19 protein-coding genes are annotated in these 22,114 nt (G+C 41.4%); 2 read left to right on the forward strand and 17 right to left on the reverse strand.

The features are described from left to right. Positions 1-192: 192 nt before the first annotated feature. The 3 genes from mraY to QFZ81_RS15695 form a co-directional block, all read right to left on the reverse strand. Positions 193-1,152, reverse strand: a complete 960-nt coding sequence (gene mraY / locus QFZ81_RS15685; RefSeq protein WP_307442823.1) for a phospho-N-acetylmuramoyl-pentapeptide-transferase — start codon at positions 1,150-1,152, stop codon at positions 193-195. A 675-nt stretch (positions 1,153-1,827) separates the two neighbouring features. Then, positions 1,828-2,028, reverse strand: coding sequence for a DUF4177 domain-containing protein (locus QFZ81_RS15690; protein WP_307544425.1), 201 nt, complete (start codon positions 2,026-2,028; stop codon positions 1,828-1,830). A gap of 105 nt (positions 2,029-2,133) precedes the next feature. Further along, positions 2,134-3,504 carry an aminotransferase-like domain-containing protein gene (locus QFZ81_RS15695; protein WP_307442820.1) on the reverse strand — a complete coding sequence of 457 codons (1,371 nt, stop codon included), beginning with the start codon at positions 3,502-3,504 and terminating at the stop codon, positions 2,134-2,136. A 175-nt stretch (positions 3,505-3,679) separates the two neighbouring features. Between QFZ81_RS15695 and blaOXA the strand changes: the two genes are divergently transcribed. Then, a complete protein-coding gene (gene blaOXA / locus QFZ81_RS15700; RefSeq protein WP_307442818.1) occupies positions 3,680-4,477 on the forward strand; it encodes a class D beta-lactamase in 798 nt (265 codons plus the stop codon). Between the two features lie 385 nt (positions 4,478-4,862). On the opposite strand, the gene ltrA is transcribed toward blaOXA, so the two are convergent. From ltrA to QFZ81_RS15720, 4 genes are all read right to left on the reverse strand, one after another. Then, positions 4,863-6,185: a group II intron reverse transcriptase/maturase gene (ltrA, locus tag QFZ81_RS15705; protein WP_307603459.1), complete on the reverse strand. Its 1,323-nt coding sequence runs from the start codon at positions 6,183-6,185 to the stop codon at positions 4,863-4,865. A gap of 660 nt (positions 6,186-6,845) precedes the next feature. Further along, complete coding sequence (locus tag QFZ81_RS15710) at positions 6,846-8,645, reverse strand: reverse transcriptase/maturase family protein (RefSeq protein ID WP_307603461.1); 1,800 nt, start codon at positions 8,643-8,645, stop codon at positions 6,846-6,848. A gap of 1,357 nt (positions 8,646-10,002) precedes the next feature. Then, the gene (locus QFZ81_RS15715; protein ID WP_307442815.1) at positions 10,003-10,677 is read right to left on the reverse strand and encodes an aspartate/glutamate racemase family protein; all 675 of its coding nucleotides are present in this window, start codon (positions 10,675-10,677) and stop codon (positions 10,003-10,005) included. A 156-nt stretch (positions 10,678-10,833) separates the two neighbouring features. Then, positions 10,834-11,382: a DUF3221 domain-containing protein gene (locus tag QFZ81_RS15720; RefSeq protein ID WP_307603463.1), complete on the reverse strand. Its 549-nt coding sequence runs from the start codon at positions 11,380-11,382 to the stop codon at positions 10,834-10,836. A 596-nt stretch (positions 11,383-11,978) separates the two neighbouring features. On the opposite strand from QFZ81_RS15720, the gene QFZ81_RS15725 reads away from it, so the two are divergent. Continuing rightward, entirely contained in the window at positions 11,979-12,521 is a 543-nt protein-coding gene (locus QFZ81_RS15725) for a hypothetical protein (protein ID WP_307442812.1), read from the forward strand. A 343-nt stretch (positions 12,522-12,864) separates the two neighbouring features. On the opposite strand, the gene QFZ81_RS15730 is transcribed toward QFZ81_RS15725, so the two are convergent. The 10 genes from QFZ81_RS15730 to QFZ81_RS15775 form a co-directional block, all read right to left on the reverse strand. Then, positions 12,865-13,293: an organic hydroperoxide resistance protein gene (locus QFZ81_RS15730; protein ID WP_307442810.1), complete on the reverse strand. Its 429-nt coding sequence runs from the start codon at positions 13,291-13,293 to the stop codon at positions 12,865-12,867. A gap of 330 nt (positions 13,294-13,623) precedes the next feature. Continuing rightward, entirely contained in the window at positions 13,624-13,863 is a 240-nt protein-coding gene (locus QFZ81_RS15735) for a hypothetical protein (RefSeq protein ID WP_307603465.1), read from the reverse strand. A 75-nt stretch (positions 13,864-13,938) separates the two neighbouring features. Further along, positions 13,939-14,169, reverse strand: coding sequence for a WecB/TagA/CpsF family glycosyltransferase (locus QFZ81_RS15740; protein ID WP_307603467.1), 231 nt, complete (start codon positions 14,167-14,169; stop codon positions 13,939-13,941). 252 nt (positions 14,170-14,421) lie between these two features. After that, entirely contained in the window at positions 14,422-15,315 is an 894-nt protein-coding gene (locus tag QFZ81_RS15745; RefSeq protein ID WP_307442808.1) for an SDR family oxidoreductase, read from the reverse strand. 272 nt (positions 15,316-15,587) lie between these two features. Beyond that, positions 15,588-15,977 (reverse strand): DinB family protein, encoded by a 390-nt coding sequence (locus QFZ81_RS15750; RefSeq protein ID WP_307442806.1) that lies wholly within the window; start codon positions 15,975-15,977, stop codon positions 15,588-15,590. Between the two features lie 64 nt (positions 15,978-16,041). Further along, on the reverse strand, positions 16,042-17,052 hold the full coding sequence (gene msrA / locus QFZ81_RS15755; protein ID WP_307449741.1) for a peptide-methionine (S)-S-oxide reductase MsrA: 1,011 nt from the start codon (positions 17,050-17,052) through the stop codon (positions 16,042-16,044). Between the two features lie 411 nt (positions 17,053-17,463). Next, positions 17,464-17,718, reverse strand: coding sequence for a GNAT family N-acetyltransferase (locus QFZ81_RS15760; protein WP_307442805.1), 255 nt, complete (start codon positions 17,716-17,718; stop codon positions 17,464-17,466). A 74-nt stretch (positions 17,719-17,792) separates the two neighbouring features. After that, entirely contained in the window at positions 17,793-18,167 is a 375-nt protein-coding gene (locus tag QFZ81_RS15765; RefSeq protein ID WP_307442804.1) for a VOC family protein, read from the reverse strand. A gap of 350 nt (positions 18,168-18,517) precedes the next feature. Further along, positions 18,518-19,459 (reverse strand): aminoglycoside phosphotransferase family protein, encoded by a 942-nt coding sequence (locus tag QFZ81_RS15770; protein ID WP_307603469.1) that lies wholly within the window; start codon positions 19,457-19,459, stop codon positions 18,518-18,520. Between the two features lie 984 nt (positions 19,460-20,443). Beyond that, on the reverse strand, positions 20,444-21,952 hold the full coding sequence (locus tag QFZ81_RS15775; RefSeq protein ID WP_307603472.1) for a hypothetical protein: 1,509 nt from the start codon (positions 21,950-21,952) through the stop codon (positions 20,444-20,446). Between the last annotated feature and the right edge of the window lie 162 nt (positions 21,953-22,114).

Genomic DNA, 22,114 nt, shown 5'->3' on the forward strand with positions numbered 1-22,114 from the left:
CAAATTCAGCAAATTGGAATCTGTTTAACTACTAACCTCCAAAACAAAATTAAACATACGTTCTGCATTAGTGCAATAACAATTGACTTTAATCTATTGACTCATCGACTGGCTTATCCGTGGATTACTTGATATCATCGCAGCAGTAAGGGATTTGCCCAATCCGAACGGGACTTAGATGCTTTACATTTATTATTCTAAAAACATAAATTTCCATAACAACAAACATATCAAAGTAGATACCCATGAAATGAAGCCAAATATCATAACAATTTTGTTTTCACTCCAACCATATTTCAGGCTAAAATGATAGTGGATAGGTGCCATACGAAAAATACGAAGTTTGGTTTTTTTATAGTACCAAACCTGTAAAATAACTGATAGTTGTTCAGATAAATATATAAAAAATAAGATGGGAATTAATATCTCAACTTTTTCAATTATAGCCATAAAAGCTAAAGAACCACCAATAGCCAAAGAACCAGTATCACCCATAAAGGCTCTAGCAGGATATATATTATAGAAAAACAATCCTAATAAACAACCAATCATTACCAATGAGAATGTTTGAACGCCTATTTTGTCAGAAATTATAAAGAAGAAAAAATATGTTGGAATAGCTACAGAAATAAGTAAACCATCTAATCCATCGGTAAAATTAATCGCATTTGCTGAACCGACAATAAAGAGCACCATTATTATTAAGTAAAATAGAAAGGGAAGTTTTAATGAATAATCACCAAATATTGTTATGTTCGGACTAAGGGAATATGTACTAATCAGATACCAAAGGAGTACACCAGTAAAAGTAAACTGAAGGACTAGCTTTGTTTTTCCTGAAACACCAGAAGGGTCTTGAAAATAAGCCTTTTTAAAATCATCAATAAACCCTATTATGCTGAATAAGATGAAGGTGGTATTAAGGAATAATGTTAATGGGTCTGGTCTGGTCAGAGTGGTTACTAATATGCCTGTTAAAAGTACAAGACCCGCCATTAACGGAGTTCCACGTTTGGCTTGATGGTCAGGAGGTAATTCCGCTCTAATTGGTTGGGTAAGTTTTAACGTCCGTAGCCCCCAAATAAGAATGGGACATAAAAGTGCGACCATAAAAAAGGAAAGTGTAGAAATACCTAAGGTTGATTGTAGCATGATTATCCCCTATCGTTTTTTGTACAGGCATAGGATATTATACATTAATTTATTGGACAAATATTCCTGTAGAGGAAGTTTAATTTTTTCAGTCCTCCTTTTAATATTCGTTTTACAACTCTTACGGATTTCTCGCAATAACTTAATGTTACATGAAAAATATGAATAAAAAAAAGAGAAACTTCAAAGGAATATATTTCCTATTTTATTGACGACTTTCTCTCAATCCCGAAACTATGCCATGATTCCTACACGTTCTCAGAGCATAAGAAAAGCATCATCGTTTGATGATGCTTAGTTAGTCGCTTGATTGTGCCTTAAATGAAACTTCTCTTTTATTCAAACAAACCTTTGCATATCACATCATCCTATATTGTTTTAAGCAAACCAAATTAGATCGAAGTAGACTGGTTAGCCAAAAAGTTTAAAATTTGCTTCTCAGTTTCCTCTGTTTCTTCAGAAACTTCATCTCCACACGCTCAATAAATTCAGGTCTGAAAATCGTATCTCACATTCCTCATCGCGAAGCTATTCTGCATTATATTAATGGTTTCAAGTTATAGACGTTTTGTGTATGGAAGAAGTTAGTATATGTGCTTGCTTTTTATTCCACTATCCTGCCCTTTAGCCTAACGAGGCTACCGTGCGATCCGCGGCAGCCTCGTGGGTAACTAGTTACTCATTTTGAATAACCCGTTCAAAAATAATTTCATAATCTGTCGGTTTTCCATGACCATTATAATGTGTCGGTAATACCTGCACTAATCTCCAACCGTCTTTCGCATGTTCATCTATTGTGTCTCGATGTGTTGCGGATGAGAAAAATCCACCTAATGAAGTTTCTACATATTTGTACTCGTACAGGCTTAGCTCCACCCTTCATTCAGTATGCTTTTTAATTACGAGTTCTTGTCAATTAACGTTTCAATTATCCTGCCCGTTAGCTCAACAGGCTACCGACCTGCCATCAACCTACACAGATTAATTGGAGCTATGGGAAAACAACGATGTCGTATTCAACAACTCCTTGATACCATCAGCAATTTTTTGGACTCCGATGCCGATCATTTCCTCCTCCACTTGAGAAACACTCAATCGAATTAACGTTTCTTTTTCAAATTCAGGAAGATACATCTTTTTTGCGTCGTCCAAGTATACATTTTCCTTGTTCATATGCGTAATAAATTGCTTTGCATTCAGTGGATTTGGTAACCTGATTGTCGAGTAAAAACCGGATAGGGAGCCCGAATATGCAGCGGAAGGCGGCAAGTACTCTTTATAAGCTTTTTGCAATAATGTTGCTTTGTTGCTGTAGATCGACCTCATACGTTGAATATGAGCCTTAAACATACCGCTTTTAAGATAAATTTCCAGAGCCCCTTGTGTGAGCACCGGTGTATGTAAATCCGTAGCAAACTTGGCGCGTAAGAACGACGCTCGCAAGGAATCCGGAATAACCGCGAGACCCAGTCTCAAACCAGGAAGCATCACTTTGGAAAAGCTTTTGGTATAAATGACTCTTCCTGATGGATCGTAAGCAAACATGGGGTCCTGCTTCATGTTGGAATCAAGGTCCCCCATGTAATCATCTTCGATGATATAGACGTCGTACTTTCTAGCCAACTCCACGATTTTCCGTTTCTCCGCGTTCGAGTAACTATATCCGGTTGGATTTTGAAACCTTGAGACCGTGTAGAAGAACTTGATATTTTTGAATTTGAACAGATTTTCCAAGCGCTCCATGTCTATTCCCTTCGAAGTTATTTCAACCCCGAATGCCGTGACTTCTTGAAGCTTGATTGATTCGATTAAGCTGACGTGAGTGGGCTGTTCGACACAGACATCTCTTTTTCCGTTGGGGAAAGGAAGCATAACAAACAGATGGAGTGCTTGCTGCGAACCGGAAACCACGCATATTCTTTCGGGTACAGTAAAAACCTGAAGATCTTGCAAATGCCGGGCTAGCTCCGCTCGCAGCGAATATATCCCTTGGATATCCGAATAAGTGAACATCTCTTCTTTATATACTTCAATGGCTTGATTGATACAGTGTTGATAATCTCGATAGGGCATCGCATTCTTGTCAGGACCGGCCGATAGAAAATCAATGGTTCTCGCATCCATCTGACCGGGTTTACGGGAATGATAACGTTCCACAACATAATAACCACTCTTGGAAACGGAATAGATCATATGCTTCTTTTCCAATTCGGAATAAGCTTTTATGATCGTGTTATTACTACATGAGAACTGATCGGCCAGAGCCCTGATAGACGGCAGTTTGTTCCCCGGTTTTAATTCGTCTTCCTCGATTTGTTTTTCAATATAGTTCATGACCACGGCATAGATCAATTTGTTCGCTCCCCCTTCTATCTGTACAGGTACAAACCAAGAAAAACTTGATTTACAAGTTATACCGATTTAAGTAGACTCATGGTTACAAGATGCATGTTGGATTGGGGACCGTGTTGTTCGATGGCCATCGAAATCTTTCCCGAAAAATTTGATACTAATAGGAGTGATGTAAATGAAGAGGTTAAAAGGTCTTTTGTTTTCTGTTGCTACTCTACTTACTGCCGTATTCATCACGTTCACGACGAATGCCTATGCAGATCCGAAGATCATCACTCTTGAACTGGAAGATGTCTTCCATGCTAACCAAGGGACTCTAGTAATCAAAAACCTGAAATCAGATAAAGTATATGCTTATAATCCGGAAAGAAGCAAGGAGCGATTCACCCCGGAGTCAAGCTTTAAAGTTCCGAATGCGTTAATCGGACTGGAAGTGAAAGCCGTAGCCGATGAATACGACATTAAGAGATGGGACGGTGTCGAGAGAGAGTTCCAGGTTTGGAACCGTGATCATACGCTGGGTTCCGCCATGAGACATTCTGCTATTTGGTATTATCAGGAGTTAGCCCGCGATATCGGCAAAGAAACTATGGAGGATTATCTTAATCAAATTGATTACGGCAATCGAGACATAACAGGTGGAATCGATACCTTCTGGCTGAACACCAGCTTAAAGATCTCCGCTCAGGAGCAGGCAGCATTTATGGAAAAACTGGTGGAAGAGGATTTACCTTTTCAGAAAAAAACAATGAAGACGGTCAAACGAATCATGATCGATGATGAACAAGACGAATATACCGTACATGGCAAAACAGGTACAAGATTGTCGGATATGGGCTTGGGATGGTATGTAGGATATATTGAAACAAATAAGGATACCTGGGTTTTCGCGACTAATGTAGCCGGTAGCGGAACGAAGGCAAAACAGCTGACGATGGAATCCTTGGAAAAAATGAAGATCATCAACGAGTAAATGCAATAAATAAAAACGCCCATCTTCCTTATATCCAGGAAGTGTGGGCTGTTTACTACGGAGCCTTCTTGTATATGGCGTAATTGCTGTATAGCTGTGAGAGTATGAGTGTCAAAGCATACTTTCTTGTACCCCGTTTAATCACCCCCCGGGTTGACTGACTTGCTTCCATACGACTAAGGACTTCCTCAATACAAGAAAATATAATAAGCGTTCACTCCATAGAGTGAACGCCTAATTTACTTCAAACTATCGGTAACAATAGGTAAGCGTTTGATGCTATCTCCAGCTTTTTCTTCGGGTAGAGAGGCCACCCAACTGGTGGCCCGAACCCCCACAGAACCCGGCGTGCGGATTTCCCGCACCGGGCTCTTCAGAAATGGTTTCACAGCATGGCGTAAGATTTTATCCGATCAGACGGGATAAAAATCTTCGGTCGCAACAGTGGAAACTTCAACTTTAGTTGATCGAATTTCTCCCAAGATACATAACTTTTCTGGCTTCGACTGCTTAGCATTCGTCTCCAGTAGTTATCAGTTGCTTGGTACACTTTGATAAGGCACCTTATGTTACCTGTCATACCGTAATATGCATAGTGTCCTCGCAATATTTGGTTAACCTTAGCTGCTTGGGTCTTCATAGGTTCATGACGAAATGTCCTCATGGTTTCCTGCACTTTCCCAATACTTCGCTTCAATCGCTTCTTCTCTGTTTTACGTCCCACCATAAAATTACCTTTCTGGTTTCGCGTGCAATAATGCGTAAATCCTAGAAAGTAAAGCGTTTCTGGCTTTCTCTTACTCTTTTCCTTAGCATGTCTGCTTGCAAACCGTCCAAATTCAATTAGCCTGGTTTTGCTCGGTTCTAGTTGGAGTTTGAATTTGCAGAGCCTTCTCTCAAGTGCTTCCTGAAATCGGATAGCGTCTCTTCGGTATTGGAAACAGACAATGAAGTCATCAATATATCGTATAAGATAGGCTTCACCTTTTAAGCGGGGTTTTATCGCTTTCTCAAACCAAAGATCCAGCACGTAGTGTAGATATAGGTTACTTAATAGAACACTGATCGAGCCTCCCTGTGGAGTTCCTTCTTCGCTAGTATGAATGACTCCGTCTTCTAAAACACCGACTTTAAGCCAACGCTGAATGAGACGGAGGATTCGCGGATCACCGATCCGATGTTCCACGAATTTCATCATCCATTCATGATCTAAGCTTCCGAAGAAGTTCTTAAGGTCTGCCTCGAGTACCCACCCTACTTTCTTTCCGCTTATGATCTCGTTTAACGTCGCGAGAGCGTTGTGTTGTCCTCTCCCCGGTCTACCTCCGAAGGAACAATTCAAGAAGTCCTGTTCATAGATGGCAGATAGTACCTCGGCTGTGCATCGCTGTAATGCGCGATCAGCTACAGCCGGTACACCTAACGGCCGCTTCTCCTTTTTTCCCGGTTTCGGTATCCAAACTCTACGTACAGCAGGTGGGCGGTAGCCCTTTCGATGGATGGTTGTGAGCATTTCATCTCCCCAGACCTCAAAGGTTTTCATAGCTTCCTCTTGAGTAATTCCATCTACTCCCGGTGCTGTTCGTTTGGGAATGTGTCGTAAGCAGTCCCAGATTCGTTCTTTAGAAATATGGTGAGTAAGAGAAGTAAATTGAAGTGACGCATTTTCTCGTGCTTTTGCTGTTATTCTTTCCAATCCCGTTGTCATGACTAGGTATTCCCTTCCGTTGTATGAAGGCCTGAGTCCTCCCTTTATATGGAGCCCATGTTGCCTTAGAAAGATTCCATTTCTGCTGACCGCTTCCCCATGTAGTAGGCTCTCCCTACCTCGGAGTACTATCAGTCAGTAAGACTTCCGGCAAGTCATCAAGTATCCCTCGCTTTGTAGGCTTGTTCAACCCTATCCGCACATTGGTACGGAAACCGCCGGACCTCCCTTGTTCCCAAGAAACCCGTTGGTAGCATGCCGTAGGTACGAACCCCGGAAGCAACAACATTTCCTCACCATTAACGGAAATGTTGTTTCTGCCTTCTCCAAAGCAGGATAAGATCGGCTGCTTCGATTTCGTGTATTTCGGGGCTAATTGTCCTCTTCACTTGATTCCGGCCTACTCACTTCCTGTCTACGCTTCGTCGTACATGTTACCATGCACCACGCAAGACTCGGTGCAGAACTGCTGGTTAGGCTTTATTCTGGTTGCCTTCTCAGGCAACACGTGTTTCTTGAGCTTTCAAGGCGCAACCTGCTCCACACGGAGCGTACTGTAGAGTAGGAAGCCAGCGAGTTACCACCCGAAGATAGCACTTTTCCAACATCCCCTCCCAGAACGGAGCATGCAAGTTTCCTATGCACTCCGCTCGCCAGTAATTATAAATCAGCGATTTTCTTTCCTTGGTATTTACCTGAATGGATTAAAATGTGGCATGTACCACAAACTGCTAGTGTTTTCCGACTCATAGCAATCATACGTTTCATCCATTCTGGTTTATCTTTTCTACCATTTTGGGCTAGGTCTTTTAGTTTTCGAATATGATGTATCTCAATGTTTCCTTTCGAACTGCAAAGTTCGCAAGTGTCATTAAGAAGTCGCTGCACTAACTGGCTTCTCTTCACAAAGATTTTGCCAATCAATGGGGCATCTTCAATACGAATGTCTTTCTGGTAACCTAACCTGATGCCTCCAAAGTATGCTTCTAATGGCTTCTTCCCTTCACGGTCAACAACAACCTGTAGCACTTTGTATTCACCATCTTTGGTCTTGCGATATTTTCCATACTTAGCAAAGACTTTATTAATAGTGGTTCTATGCTTGTTAGCTAACGTGTAAGCAAGAGAAAGTTCCATCGTCCGTTTTAACTTCGCGAGTTTATGGGCATTGTACGCCAAGAGGTAATATTGAACGAAACCGCGGAATTCAGATTGGTATTGACTGATAATGTCGAAATCCCCGTTAATAGTTCGTTCTTTGCGGTGTGTTGCTCTCCCATTGGACATATAATTCTTAGCCTTGTTTCTAATCTTTTCATCTGGAATACTTAAGCCAATAGCGCCGTTTATACTACGCTGTCCACGATCGTCATGTTTTGCATCACAATGCAATACGTGTACGTCATATCCAAGGAATCTAGCCTTTTCAGTCTTAGCGTGGGTGATCAAAGTTTTCTCCTCGCTAAGGGATAGTTTCAAGTTTTTAATAAGGAATTCACGAATTCGCTCTTTTATCATTATCGCTTCTTCCTTACTTCCTGAAATTCCTAATAACCAGTCGTCAGCATACCGTACGTAGTAAAGTCGCTTAAAGTACGGATCGTTCGGATCTTTGGAAGGCATAGCCTGAAACTGTTTCCTTATGTGCTTTACCATTTGCCAATCTTTATGTCTTTGAAATTTCCTGATTTGGTTTTTCAGTCGTACGTACTCTTTGTTCTCAGTACGTTTAACACCAACTGTAAACTCAGGCATTAGCGTAGTTTCAACAAATTGGTCTAAGCGATCCATATAGATGTTAGATAGTAATGGACTAAGAATGCCCCCCTGCGGTGCGCCACTCAAAGTGGTATGGTGTTTAAATTCCTCTATGTATCCGCTTTTCAATAGGTTGTTGATTAATCTAAGGAATCGATTATCTAGAATCTTTCCGCCAATGATCTGAATGAGGATATCATGATCTATGCTCCCGAAACAGTCACTAATATCCCCTTCTACAAACCATTTAACACTTTTCCAACCGTTAGTTCGAATTGTTTCGAGTGCGGTTTGGCAACCTCGGTTTTTACGAAAACCATGCGACCTGTCGCTGAATTGAGGATCATAATAAGCATCGAGAATCAATCGAATAACTTCTTGTAAAAGCTTATCTGACCATGATGGCATACCTAGCGGACGCATTTTTCCGTTCTTCTTTGGAATAAAAACTCTTCTAACTGGCATCCATTTGTACGTTTCCATTTGGAGTCTTGATATAATGTCATCTATTTTCTTTAGTGACATTCCATCAACGGTCTCACTGTTGACTCCTTTGGTCATCGCACCATTATTTGAATAGATGTTATGGTATGCAATTAGATAAAGTTCTCGATTAAAAAGCATGCGGTAGATTCTTTCAAGTGGAAGGTTCCTTTTACCTCTGTCGCTGATGATATTCAAAACTTTTTCGGCTTCCTGCATTTCGCATACCTCCAAGAATTGATATCATAATTACCTGTCTCCCTTCCCCTACTCAGTAATTGAGTCAATGGCACATATTACAGTCCATCTGTGCAGAATCCATTACAGACCTACATTGGGTACTACGGAAACTCCGTTCCCATAGGAGTCGCCTCCCTTAGGGAATCCCATGTTCTTCCTATCCGAAACGTTAGTACAACTTAGGTTCTTCACTCATTACCTTAATTGAGCTCATTGCTCAACGTCCCGCAATCTTGGATTTCCTCAAACGAAACTAGTATTTGAGTATATTGGGGCAGGGAGTATTTAAGCTGTGTATCCCTGAATGTACTGTTCCATCACTGGTGATTGAAGTTCAAGCAATTTAGCTTTAACCATATTGTACAGAACTAGCAAAGCAATACCTTAAACAGCTTTCAAATATTCTCTGCGTTCCCTCCATGCTCTTGTCCCCTCGCCCTTTCGAGTCTAGGTAAGGAGGTTGTTCTCAAAGCACTTCCAAGAGCTTTGATCCGATATTCGAATAATTCCAGGTCAGGAATGACATGGCGCACAATTTCCCAGCACTCCGCGTTCCCTCTAACTGACTTTACTAGATCATAAGTTCCTCGTTACTCAAGGATATGGACCGTTAAGTCATCCTAGTAGCTTGCACTGTGGCATCCATTGATGTCCCCACGTTCCTACCTGATCGGTGCAATTCACGCTTGGAAAACAATCTTTCTTTTCAGTTAGACTTGGGGCTGTTCCTCCACTCCCATTACAGGAGTTTCACCAGTCGTGCCCCTGCCCTCACAAGGATTAATGTATTTCGGCATGTGCCTTATAACAACCGTTTTGGGTAACAGCCCTTGTTGCAACGTCCCTTGCTTTCCAAGTCCCTTACATCCTAGCTATTCTTTCTGGACTTAGGTGCTTCCTCTAAGCCTGTGAGACCAATGCCGCCATTGTTCAGCATAGCGTATTTCATAGGAAAAATTCTTACTCTACGCCGCTCACCACATCGTTTGATGGTGCATATGTTTCCATATGCTCTAACTTTAGACCTGTACATTCGGAAGTTCGTCAGTTCAGTCTGTTTGAACATTCTCACCATATCCAGTTTTTCAGCCGCGCGGCATATCCGTTGGCATACCTTTTTTTTTAGAATGGCTCCAGCCTTCGTTCTGCCGAATCTACCTGTACTTCACACCATATGACCTGTTAGTCATGAAGCGTGCAGGAGTATTGGCGGGATGGTTTCGGGATACATGGTTCCGTCATTCCCATCCTCGGTTGTAAAGTTAAGATTACTCATTGTAATCTCCTGCTTTTCACGCTGTTAGGCGCTTATAGCAGAACTTGTCATACTTTTCCGTTAGCTGAATAAACCTTGTAAACTCGATTCAATATGGGTTACTAATGTTTTCAATGGATTTCCGATTTTCACACCACCCATTTCACACTCAATTTTTTCGGCAGTTTCGACCATAGATAATTGAGCGACAGAGACGATCTTGTTTTGATTAGAGATAAGCAAACCCTTAATATAATTAGATAATTCGTTTACATATTGCTCTTTTTTCCCCTGCATTATTAGCTCGAATGTATTCTCTATGATTTGTACGTCGATATTAATTGGTTTAGCATGTGTAGTTGCAAATTCATTAAGCCTTTTCATCGTTCCTTCGACTGTTGCTGGATTAGTAAATAGTAGTACTTGTGGCTCTGTTTTACTGCAAACATAATGGAAAAACGGCTCGTCAATTTTTATGATAGGAATTGATGTCTTAAGTTGTTCATCGTCGAGAAGAGCAATGTAGTTAGTACATGTAATTAGAATTGCATCAACCTTGGTACTGGCTATCCATTCAATCTGCTCATTTACTTTGTTTTGGGCTTTTGTTAAATCAAAAGTTTCATCTGATGCGATTCTACTCATTAAGCCTGGGTCGACAAAGTGTACTAACTCCAAATCATTTGAAGCAATAGCTTTTTGAATATACTCAATATTAGAGTAGTGGGCATGCAAACAACCAATCTTTCTCTTCACTTAATAACCACCCCACTTAAATTTTCCTTATACTATCAGATTATTCTTTTTTTATCCAGAATAATTTGTTATAGATTTCTGCTCGTTGCATCAATGATCAGAAGAGGAACCGCGAGCGAGCCCTCCGCTCAACTATAGTTCTGCGTTAGCTTAATGTTATTTATCTGGAACTTGTATACTATGCTCTTCAATTGAACCATCCGTAAGAATTGCACTTTTGTATCGAATAGTCCAAACCGCTGATTTTTCATCATAAATCACATTTTTGATAACAAGTATTTTTACACTTGAAATATCCTTATTTATAAGTGCTTTACGTATTACTTCCTCTTGAGATAAAGTTGCTTTTTTAGGTTTATATATTTTGGAAATGTTGACCTTCGACGCCTTTCCTCCAGCTGGGTAAGAAGCAGCCAGAGCACCTTCAAACCATACATTAACGTATTGTCCAACCTCTACATCTTGGGGCATATTTGAAACCCATATTGCATCGTAGAACTCTTTTATCGTTTGATTTATTTCTTTACTTATCGGACTAACCACTAAGGCTCTTTGATTTTCAAGCTTGGTAATATAACCTACAAGTTCCGCTGAACTGGATTTATTAGTTTCCGCTAATGGAGATTGCTTAGGTTCGACTTTGTTGTTACAAGCATTAAGAAAAAGTGATGCTATTAACAGGAATAATAAACAAAGTTTTTTCAATTGATAACCTCCTTTACGTCTTACATAATAGACGTTTGTAATCATTTTAAAGGTTGCAAAGTTTTTTCGCTATCCTGCATAGTTTGTTGAGCAAATCTGCCCGTTAGCCGTTCATGCAGCGCAAGACCAGCGCTGCACCACAGAGGATGAAAATGGATAAAATCTGTCAATACTTCTACTATGGCTTGGAGAAGAAGGTCTATAAACTATGGTGCCATTAGAGCCCAACCGTTAGTCTGACTCCAACCGTCACGGTGCATCACAGACTGTAGCACCCAATATGGGTAGCACTTATGAGAGATTAATCCTTTTTGACTGGTTGCACCAGCCTTACCTTTGTTTTTCGAAGAAAGTCGCTTTACTACCACCCAACTCCATTATGATCGAGCAGAGGCTCAGCCTTTTTTTAAAAAGTGTTTTCCTGGGTCTGCTTTAATTTGCCGTTTTTTAAGAACCAGAGCTTTTTAATTTTCATGGGAGTTTAGAAATCGGCAGCCATTCCTTTGGCGATAATAAACCAGTCGACATTAGGATCGTAACCTAAGGGGGAAATATGGTATGGTGGTGATGAGATAACTTTTGCTGGAGGGTTGCCATTGAAACGACTTACGGGTATTTCACGACTTGTAGCTATGATTGGCGCTTTGACTGTCATGGTTGTGATTGCAGTTATCATTTGGTATCATCGTGCAGACCCGTTGAATGATAACGGTTTGACCGTATATACGGACCCAGTCGGCAATTTTAAGGTTTATACCATTGAAGTTGTCAATAGGAGCGAATCGGATATCGACATTCAAAGCGTGACTGTCAATAGCGAGAAGATGCCGAATCGCGTTCAACTTGGCATTACCTATAATTCCGGCCGCCTTGTGCAATTTTTGGGGGATCAGACAGACCCTGCGACTAAACTTATGGATTTGCATGACGCTTCTATCCAATCGCAATTATCCGATCAAGAGATTCGAACCATTCTTGCAAGTAAAGTGAATTCGAATAAGCAAACACCCATCCATTACGGAGTCGTCGTTCGGTACGACGAAGAGCCCCTTCAAGAAGTCACGATTCGGTATACCTACCTAGGTTTTACCAAAGTAAAACGTGTTACCAAATGGTTCGACTTCGGTGAAACTCCATAATGCCACAAAGTAATGAAGCGTTGCGGTCTGATGTTCATTGCAAATTAAGTATTACACTGGATGGCCATTTAACAAGACATAATTCGAACTAACCTGCCCTTTAGCTTAATCATTAAGGTCACTGCAATCCGTCGGGAATGAGATAATGTTCTTGTCACACGACAAGAAACTACATAGGGTTTGTGTCACAATCAAGCGGTCCGCTTATTCTTTACTCCCTACCCCATAAAACGAAAAAGCCACAAACTCGTTTTATATCAAAAAAACCCATGTGAAATGAACTCTCACTCAGATGGGTGCGGCAGTGCTTTATAGTTGCTATTCTCATCGGTTTGTGTGCTGATTAACCAACTACGTTAGTTACTACTTCGATATTGCCACGGGTTGCTTTGGCATATGGGCAAACCAGATGGGCTTCCGCGACGATTTCCTCAGCCACGCTTGTTTCTACGCCACTTATAGTGATGTCCATATTCATGGCTAGTACATAGCCGTCGCTCGCATCCTTGCCAAGCGTAACATTAGAAACGATTGTTATACCTTCCGCTTTAATATTCTTTTTTCTAAGAATAGTACCCATCGCACCTTCAAAGCATGCGGCAAATCCTGCGGCGAAGAGTTGTTCTGGGTTTGTTCCAGCTCCGTTACCCCCTAATTCCTTAGGATATCTCAAGTCCAAGTTAAGATTGCCATCGTTGGAAACAGCTTTGCCATCTCTTCCGCCTTTAACGTTTACAGTAGCCGTATACAATTTCTTTTCCATTTTTACCATTTCCGAAACTCTCCTTTTATTACTGGATTATTTTATACTTTTTGTGCGCTGATAAACCAACTGCGTTCGTTACTAATTCGATATTGCCACGGGTTGCTTTGGCATATGGCAAACTAGATGGGCTTCCGCGAACGCTTTCCTCAGCCACTCTGGTTTATACGGCCTCTGATAGCGATGCCCATATTCATGGCTAGTACATAGCCATTCGCATCCTTAAATATAGTACCCATCGCACCTTCCAAGCATGCGGCAAATTATGCGGCGACAGTTGCTCTGAATTTGTTCCAACTCCAATAGCTGGTTTAACTACTCTACCGTAAATGGAGTAAATCAAATTTCGAGAGCTGTTTTTGGTTTACTTATTATTTTTTGTTGCAGCAATTGCAGCATTGCGGCGACGACGCCATTTTGATTGGATAAATGCACTGCAGCCGTGAGCATCAGCTCTCCAAAATTTCCGGTTTTCTTGAAGTTTTCTGGTACAGGCTCTTCCAGTCTCTCTTTGAACGTATTGTACAGATATTCGTGTTGTTCTTTCAACAGAGCGATCATCTCATCCCACGCAGGCAACAGCGACAGTTGCTCTTCATTCCTAGAACAATGCTTTCATTGCAAAAACGAGGCAAAATTAATTGTCTTCGCCATCTAGAAGGTTGATTTATTAATCGATAAAGCCAATTCACATTTAACTTCTTCTTTAACTGGTGCTCTTTTTACTGTCCCGGCAATGATATCGAGACTTCCTCCAACGCCAATAGCAATCCTAACATTTAATTGGTTTTTAAACTTATGTATCCAAAATTCAGCTTTTGGGGCTCCAAGTGCAACTACTAATACATCGGGACTCCAGGTCGTAATCTCATCTGCAATTTGCACCTCATTGTTCTGATCAAAAAAGCCATGCTGTCTACCCAGAGCAGTGGATCATGTTGACAGGACATGGTGATTTCTGGATTTAGTGTTACCCCATGGAACAGTTCCGCTTTTTTCCCCACAATAAGCTGCCACGCGGTAGCTTATTGATAGGTTAAGCCCTGTTTCCGTTTCCCCCAGGCTTGTTATCGTATTCCCAATTTTTTATAGAAACTTAGTAGTCCTGTCAGCATTATCCGCTGTATGCTTAACGTTTTAACTATTCGTAATGGTACCACCGTTAACATGAATCATTTGTCCCGTTACATATCTGGAGTCGTCGCTTGCTAGATAAACATAAGCAGGGGCCAACTCCGCCGGTTGGCTGGCCCGTTTCATCGGAGTTTCGTAACCGAATGTCATGATTTCCTCAACCGTATACCCTGCCGATACATTCAGTGGTGTCCAGACCGGTCCCGGGGCGACACCGTTCACGCGAATGTCCCGATCAACCAAATTCAAAGCAAGCGAACGGATAAATGTTACAATGGCGCCTTTTGTAGCAGCATAGTCAATCGAATCGCTCTTCCCGAGATAGGCGACCCTGGATGTCGTGTTAATAATCGAGCTTCCCGGCTTTAAATAAGGCAGGACGGCTTGTGATAAGTAAAAGAAGGAAAAAATGTTCGTTTGAAACGTTCGTACCAACTGTTGAGGATTTATCTGTTCGAAGCTCTTTTGAATATGCATTTCCGCACAATTGTTTACGAGAATGTCGATTGACCCGTATGTGTTCAGCGTCTTATCTACTACAAACCGGCTAAAACTTTCATCGCCCAAATCGCCAGCGATCGCCAAGCATTTACGCCCTAATTGTTCAATGCGTTGTTTCGTGTTTTCGGCATCCTGATGTTCATTTAGGTAAACAATGACGAGATCTGCCCCCTCCTTGGCAAATGCAATGGAGACCGCTTTGCCGATACCACTGTCCCCGCCGGATACGATAGCTGTTTTTCCCGCCAGCTTCCCGCTTCCTCGATAGTTGGGGTCTTCCGAAACTGGTAGCGGCACCATCATCCATTCCAATCCTGGTTGAAACGGCTGTTGCTGCGGCGGGAATTGGATTGGAATCATCTCGACTTTTTTAATGTATCCATATACTTGTCGCATATGTTTCTACTCCTTGCATTCGGCATATATCAGTTTATGCTCTGAAAATCACTTAGGCTACACAAATTAAACGGCACCATCCTGTATAGGACCGTGCCGTTCCTGAACATCTTAAAAAGATGGAGATGAACCAAGAAACTGCCATTTCTCACCGCCATCTGTAGAACGATACAATTCACCTAAAGCATTATCAAAGATCCATAAGGTGTTGAGATCATAAGCGAAAATTGAAAAACTTACCTTATTCCGCCCCACTGAAGGTTGCTTGGCTGCTATACTTTCATAAGTCGAAATCTTACTTGTCCAGTTAATTCTTTCACAGACACTTCCAGTTTATCTTTCAACGTCTCATGTATCAGGTAACGTTGTTCTTTCAGTTGAGCGATTAATACCTCCCAGGTTGGCGGTTCTTCTGTCCAATCCGAAGTTTTGGTACGGTGTGCAAACAAGTTTTGATAGTTTTCCGGAAGAACTCGAGGTAAGTCTGCAAGACCAAACACATGGAACTCAGTAACGACAAGTACATGCCCGACATGCCATAGAAGGTTAGTTTTAAAGCCTGCAGGCACAACTTTACGTTTGTCTAATGGAGATTTGTTAACTAAGTCAATAAATGCGTCTTGTTGTTTGTTAAATGAATGGAACATAAATTCTTCTCTCATGTATAACCCCTCCAGATTGAAGTAATTGTAATTATTTTCTTACCTTATATGAAAACCGAACTCATCATGACTGTTCATCAAAAAGCTTGACATACGCACCGTAGCCTCTTTCTTCAAGTTCATGCTTCGGTATAAATTTTAAAGCCGCAGAATTAATGCAGTATCGTACTCCCGTTGGTTTGGGACCGTTATTGAACTTGTGGCCAAGAAAGGAATCGGCATTCTTGCTTTTAACCTCGGGAGCTACAGACACAAAGCCATAGCTATTTTTCACAATCAGATTGTTGGGCTCCAGTGGTTTTGTGAAATTTGGCCAGCCTACACCTGCATCAAATTTGTCCTTCGAGCTAAACAGCGGCTCGCCGGAAACGATATCCACGTAAATGCCTTGCTCGTTGTTGTCCCAGTATTCGTTGTTAAATGGCTCTTCGTCCACCCCATGTTGAGTGACCTCATATTGGAGTTTGGTCAGCGTTTTCAGCTTTTCTTCCTTATTAAAACCTTTTTGAATGTTCACGTTTCTGTCACTCCCCCAGATTCTTTCTAAGCTTGCATCGCGGCCGGAGCCGAGCAAATTGATTTTGAAACTGATCGGGTTATTCATGAAAAAGTTTTGATGCTCTGCTTCCGCCTTGTAAAACGTCGATTCAGATTCAATCTTCGTTATAATCGGTTTTTTGAACCTTTCTGAAGCTACTAAAGCATCTCTAGACGCCTCAGCCAACTCCTTTTGTTCATTGTTTTTATAAAATATGGCGGTTTGATATTCGCAGCCGCGATTAGCAAATTGTCCCTCTGCATCCGTTGGATCAACGTTTCGCCAGAAAATTTGCAGTAGTTTATCATACGAAATCTGATTCGGGTTATATCGAACTTCCACCGATTCGAGATGTCCCGTAGTTTGAGACCCCACTTCTTCATAAGTAGGATTTTCCTTATGGCCTCCCGTATAGCCGCTTTCAACGCCTAACACACCATCAAGCTTCTCAAATACCTCTTCCATCAACCAGAAGCAGCCACCTGCAAAAATAGCCGTTTCGTCTGGCGTGTTCGAAATTTCATTCGTTGTTGTCATCGCATCTTGAGCTTTCACGATGTCTTTTTTGTGATTTGAACTGAAAAAGGAGTAACCAAGAAAGACAAGCAGAGTTATGGACAGCGCCAATAATTTGCGGTTTGTTACCTTCATGTTCCCTTACACCTCCGCGGTACATATTGGGATAGCGTACACCCCAGTCTCTTAATAGTTCAGAAAACAATTTACTTCATACAAAGTTCCAACCACTAATGTAATAACAACAACCACAAGGACGAATCGAACCGTTAAGCCAAATTTTTTCACGCCTATCCTTCTTTTGTTTTCATTACTTGGATTTTAACAAGAATAGCGCGCATGCAAACCTGTGGAAAGTCATGTCTTTACATCAAAAAGAGCACAACATTTGATCGATAAAGCATGATAAATTTCATTGCTCTATGCCAAAAGTCATGCTCTTTCAATTATAATAGACAATAACGCAGCAGTAAGTTTGTAATAATTATAATTCTCGTTTTTAATCTCAATCATGTTTAGAAAATCGAAACCACATTTTTGTATTACTCTGTTCGATGGTATGTTACGTATTATAGCTATAGCGTTAAGTACCTCAATATTGGTGTTCTCAAACAAATAATTAATAATTCCTTGTGCGGCTTGGGTGGTGTAGCCTTTGCCTCTATAATCTTTTGATATCGCAAACAAAAGAGGAGTTGCCGCGAAGCAAGCCCCTCAACTATAGTTTTCCGTTGCGTAACGAAGGTATTGATTGCCAGATTCTATCCACCGAATGAAATTCTATATCCATCTGGATCTTTAATCGTAAATTCACTAAAAAAGTCATTTAAATCATGTCCTTTAACAATTTCTATTCCTTTTGTTTTAAACTCCTCAAGAATTCGTCTTACATCTGTATAACAAAAAGCGTCAAAGTATAATCCACCTTCGACCGAGGAAAAGGGCTTAACATCACTTTTATTCTTCGCAGGATGTAAAATGAAAGTAACCGCGTCTCTACTCATATGGACATGTTGTACATCAGGTCCACCAATTAGTTCATACTTGAATCCAAGTTTCTTATAATATTCGATTGAATCTTCTAAATTACTGACAAGTAATACCATGGTGGGTCCTTTTATTTTGATTTCTTCCATAGCAATACCTCCAATTGTTTTTACATAAATCCTAAAGATATATTCGACGAGCAACCACAATTACCTTTTTATGTAATTTGAATGATGTGATTAACTCTGCTATACTGCCCGTCCTCAATATAAAAATGAGGAGCTACCGCTAAACAGGCTCCTCAACTATAGTTCCCCGTTAGAGATACAGCAACCTAAACCCTTTAACATTATTGAACTATCTGCCCGTTACTTGAACAGGCTACCAGTATGCTAGTATGCAGGCAGCCTGTTTTATTATTGTGCTATCGTTTCCGTTAGTTCAATCATTTTCTTCACCCTTGGTTAGATTGAGATACAAAAACATCGCTCAATCTCTGCTAATCCATAATCATGTCAACGACTTGTTTCGCGAACGCAGCATAGGATTCGATCAGGTCCGGACTTCGATCAATAGCCCACCTGAGGTTATCGAACGCTCTCAATAGCAGCAAATGTCTCATATCAGCAAGGTCTTCTTCACTTATACCGTACCCGTCTAAAAACGCTTTGAATTCCTCAATATTTGGGCTTTCTTTCAGTCCCAGTATTTGGTAATGCATCAATTGAATAACAGCTCCATGCGGTACCACGCTTACTCCTGCACTTTCCCAATCCAGCAATATAACTTGGTTTTCCTGATTGACAATCGTATTCTTTAATGAGATATCTCCATGGTTTAAACCGAAGCGGAACGTTTCTTTCTTCAAATTCTCGAACAGTTTTCTTACTCTCTGCGATTTCATCTGAGTGATTACTCCAAGCTCAATCAACCGATCAGACTCCGTCAAACTATTGATATTATACTGCACATACCCTTGCCAACTGCCGTCCGATCCTGCATGAGAAGGTGAATGAAACTCACCATGGACGGGATCAATCAGATTTTCCCCATACCCCTTCACTGGGATAGAATGTATAAGTTTGGCGTATTTTCCAATCTGCCACCAAACATCGGACTTGAGAACCGTACTGTCTGACCCGTTGTCTCCATCAACAAAAGCTTGAATCATATATGCGGTTTCATCAACTATACCAATGGACAACACCTCAGGTCCTGGAATGCCGATCGCGGCTGCTTGCTCGATACACCATTTTTCCTTCATATAGCTTGGATATGTATCTTTATTGTTCATGCGGACAACAACTTTGCGACTCTCCGTCTCGACTACGCAAACCTGATTTGTGATGCCTTTACCTATGATCTGATATGAAGTTTTTACTTGTTCCAGATGAAAATCGCCTGCAATTCGTTCTGCTTGTATAACTACAGAGTCTTCCATAGTTTTTCTTTCATCCCCCTCAAGTGTCGTGCTTCGAACAGTTTACCACACACTTTTTTGGAAAGTACGTTTATAACTAAACTATACTGACCGTCCCTCGGTTTTAAGGGTTTATCTGTTATAACAACCGTTTCGGGTAACAGCCCTTGTTGCAACGTCCCTTGCTTTCCAAGTCCCTTACATCCTAGCTATTCTTTCTGGACTTAGGTGCTTCCTCTAAGCCTGCGAGACCAATGCCGCCATTGTTCGGCATAGCGTATTTCATAGAAAAAATTTTTACTTTACGCCGCCCACCCCATCGTTTGATGGTACATATGTTTCCATATGTTCTAACTTTAGACCTGTACATTCGGAAGTTCGTCAGTTCAGTCTGTTTGAACATTCTCACCATATCCAGTTTTTCAGCCACGCGGCATATCCGCCCACATACCTTTTCTATTCGAATGGCTTCAGCCTTCGTTCTGCCGAATCTACCTGTACTTCACACCACATGACCTGTTAGTCATGACGCGCGCAGGAGTATTGGCGGAATGGTTTCGGGATACATGGTTCCGTCATTCCCATCCTCGGTTGTAAAGTTAAGATTACTCATTGTAATCTCCTGCTTTTCACGAAGTTAGTCGCTTATAGCAGAACTTGTCATACTTTTCCGTTAGCTCAATAACTTACCCCTTATACTAAGGTCTAAGGACAGACATTAATACAAGGAGTTCATATCCATTGCCCTTGAAGAAACTATCCCAGAGTCTTCCTTCATAAATAAAACCAACTGATTCATAAAAATGCATGCACGTCGATTAAAATCATTCACATCCACCCATATATGATGTGTTTCGGGGGACAAAAGCTCACTTAATAATAATATTCATGGCTTCTTTGCCATACTTTTGATCTTATTCGTTATGCGTTTTACGCAAAGAGCCTTGTTGGATCTAATATTTTCTTTCATCAATAACGCCCCCATCCGACTGGGAAGAGGTCTTACTATTCGGTTTCTAACATCTCATGATCGTACCACATGCCTCTTATATTCTTTGTGTAGTTGATCATCGTATTGTCGATCCGGCTCCGTAGGTAGAGGTCCCGGTCGATTCCCATATATATCTCGGTCAATCGGTACTGCTCCTTGGCATCTTTTGCAAGCTCGTTGTAAACCTCCTGCTTCTCCACTTGAAAGCTGGTATCCAACAGATAAAAGCCAAGCGTATCTTGTACTTGAAAATCGACTGTAGAACCGAATCGCAGAATCATCAGACGCCCATCCTTATCCGTAAGCTGCCTCAAGCCCGGATTGTTCAGGCCTTGAACAATGATATCAGACTCGTTCAACACATCATTAGCTAGGCGAATGTTACCTTGAGCGTCAAGCAGTGCCAGCTTACGTGTACCTCCAGAAATACGTCCGCGCATGACTGCTTTTCCGTTACTAATTATCCAGAAGCTGCCGTCGGCATTCGGAATGACTCTGTCCGGAATCTGCTGAAAGGACTCGATATCCTTGGCCTTGCCGTCCCGGATCAGATAAAGGTGATCATCCGACATGTTATGTCCAGCTCCGAAACCGATTACCTTGCTTACGGCTAGTAGCGACATCTGTTCCGTAAGCTTGTAAAGTGTAGCCGATAAACTACTGAGCGTCGGATTCCCCGCCGCGTTGGAGTCAACGGTAATCTCCTCCTTGGTCAGCAGCTTCATGCCTTGGTAATAAAGCCCGTCTTCCTTTTTATCGAGCCGGGCGGATTGACCAGCATACTGATCTAGCAACTTTTTGATCGCGGAGTTATGCTGCTCCGTCTCCTCCCAGGTCATCCATACGGGCTTCTCCTCCAAGGTCTTCTTCACCTTGATGCTTCCCAGCGATTTATTTGTTACCAGGTTAGGGTAGAAGTATAGATAATCCTTATCATCATAATAGATGCGATCCAATATCTGCTCCTGATTGCCAATAATGTTCAAGCCATTGACAGAATCCCAGAGAATGTCCAGTTTCAACCATTCATGAACATAAGTCCAGGTCAGCGGCATGTAAGTAACGTCTTGAAACTCCAACAGCGGAAAGGTCTCATCCCAATTGTCGATGTAATTATCCGTAATGATAATCGGAAAGCCAGGCATCGATGCGGTATAACTGCGGGACAAGGAGTTAGATGCGGATAGATCCTGCTCAAACTTCGTCAGCTTCAAGCCGTACCATCCGCCGCTATGAGACCCGCCTCCCTGCCCTATCATCAGGCCATTCTCGGAATCAAATGCAATCTGAATGCCGAGTTCTTGCGTATTATCCCAAGTCAGCGGCATGTAAGTAATATCTTTATATAACAGGAACGGATATTTGCTTTGCTGATTATCGATGATCTGTCCATTTATCTGAACCGGGAAATCAGGAATCCTTACTTTTACCGTATTGCTTGCAGCTTGCACGCCTGATGTAGCTGAAAACGGCTGCAACAGGCAGAGTAACGACACCGTTATATAAATATTTTTCCAGTTCACTCTTACACATCCTTTTGTTTTTATCATTTCTTACAATGATGTAGACGCAGTGATTTGGAAAATGTTTCAAGATGGGATATATTTTTACGGTATCTTCTTAGCAGTTAACCTTAAGCTCAGATAGGATTTTGCTCATAGGAACGTATGAAGACTCCGATTTTT

This window comes from Paenibacillus sp. V4I9 (genome assembly GCF_030817295.1).
Taxonomy (GTDB): Bacteria; Bacillota; Bacilli; order Paenibacillales; family NBRC-103111; genus Paenibacillus_E.

Excerpts from the sequence above, each read along its gene's own strand:
- blaOXA (WP_307442818.1), top strand. The coding sequence starts at position 3,680 with ATGAAGAGGTTAAAAGGTCTTTTGTTTTCTGTTGCTACTCTACTTACT.
- QFZ81_RS15745 (WP_307442808.1), bottom strand. The coding sequence starts at position 15,315 with ATGCGACAAGTATATGGATACATTAAAAAAGTCGAGATGATTCCAATC.
- QFZ81_RS15765 (WP_307442804.1), bottom strand. The coding sequence starts at position 18,167 with ATGGAAGAAATCAAAATAAAAGGACCCACCATGGTATTACTTGTCAGT.
- msrA (WP_307449741.1), bottom strand. The coding sequence starts at position 17,052 with ATGACAACAACGAATGAAATTTCGAACACGCCAGACGAAACGGCTATT.
- ltrA (WP_307603459.1), bottom strand. The coding sequence starts at position 6,185 with ATGACAACGGGATTGGAAAGAATAACAGCAAAAGCACGAGAAAATGCG.
- QFZ81_RS15750 (WP_307442806.1), bottom strand. The coding sequence starts at position 15,977 with ATGAGAGAAGAATTTATGTTCCATTCATTTAACAAACAACAAGACGCA.
- QFZ81_RS15730 (WP_307442810.1), bottom strand. The coding sequence starts at position 13,293 with ATGGTAAAAATGGAAAAGAAATTGTATACGGCTACTGTAAACGTTAAA.
- QFZ81_RS15770 (WP_307603469.1), bottom strand. The coding sequence starts at position 19,459 with ATGGAAGACTCTGTAGTTATACAAGCAGAACGAATTGCAGGCGATTTT.
- QFZ81_RS15710 (WP_307603461.1), bottom strand. The coding sequence starts at position 8,645 with ATGCAGGAAGCCGAAAAAGTTTTGAATATCATCAGCGACAGAGGTAAA.
- mraY (WP_307442823.1), bottom strand. The coding sequence starts at position 1,152 with ATGCTACAATCAACCTTAGGTATTTCTACACTTTCCTTTTTTATGGTC.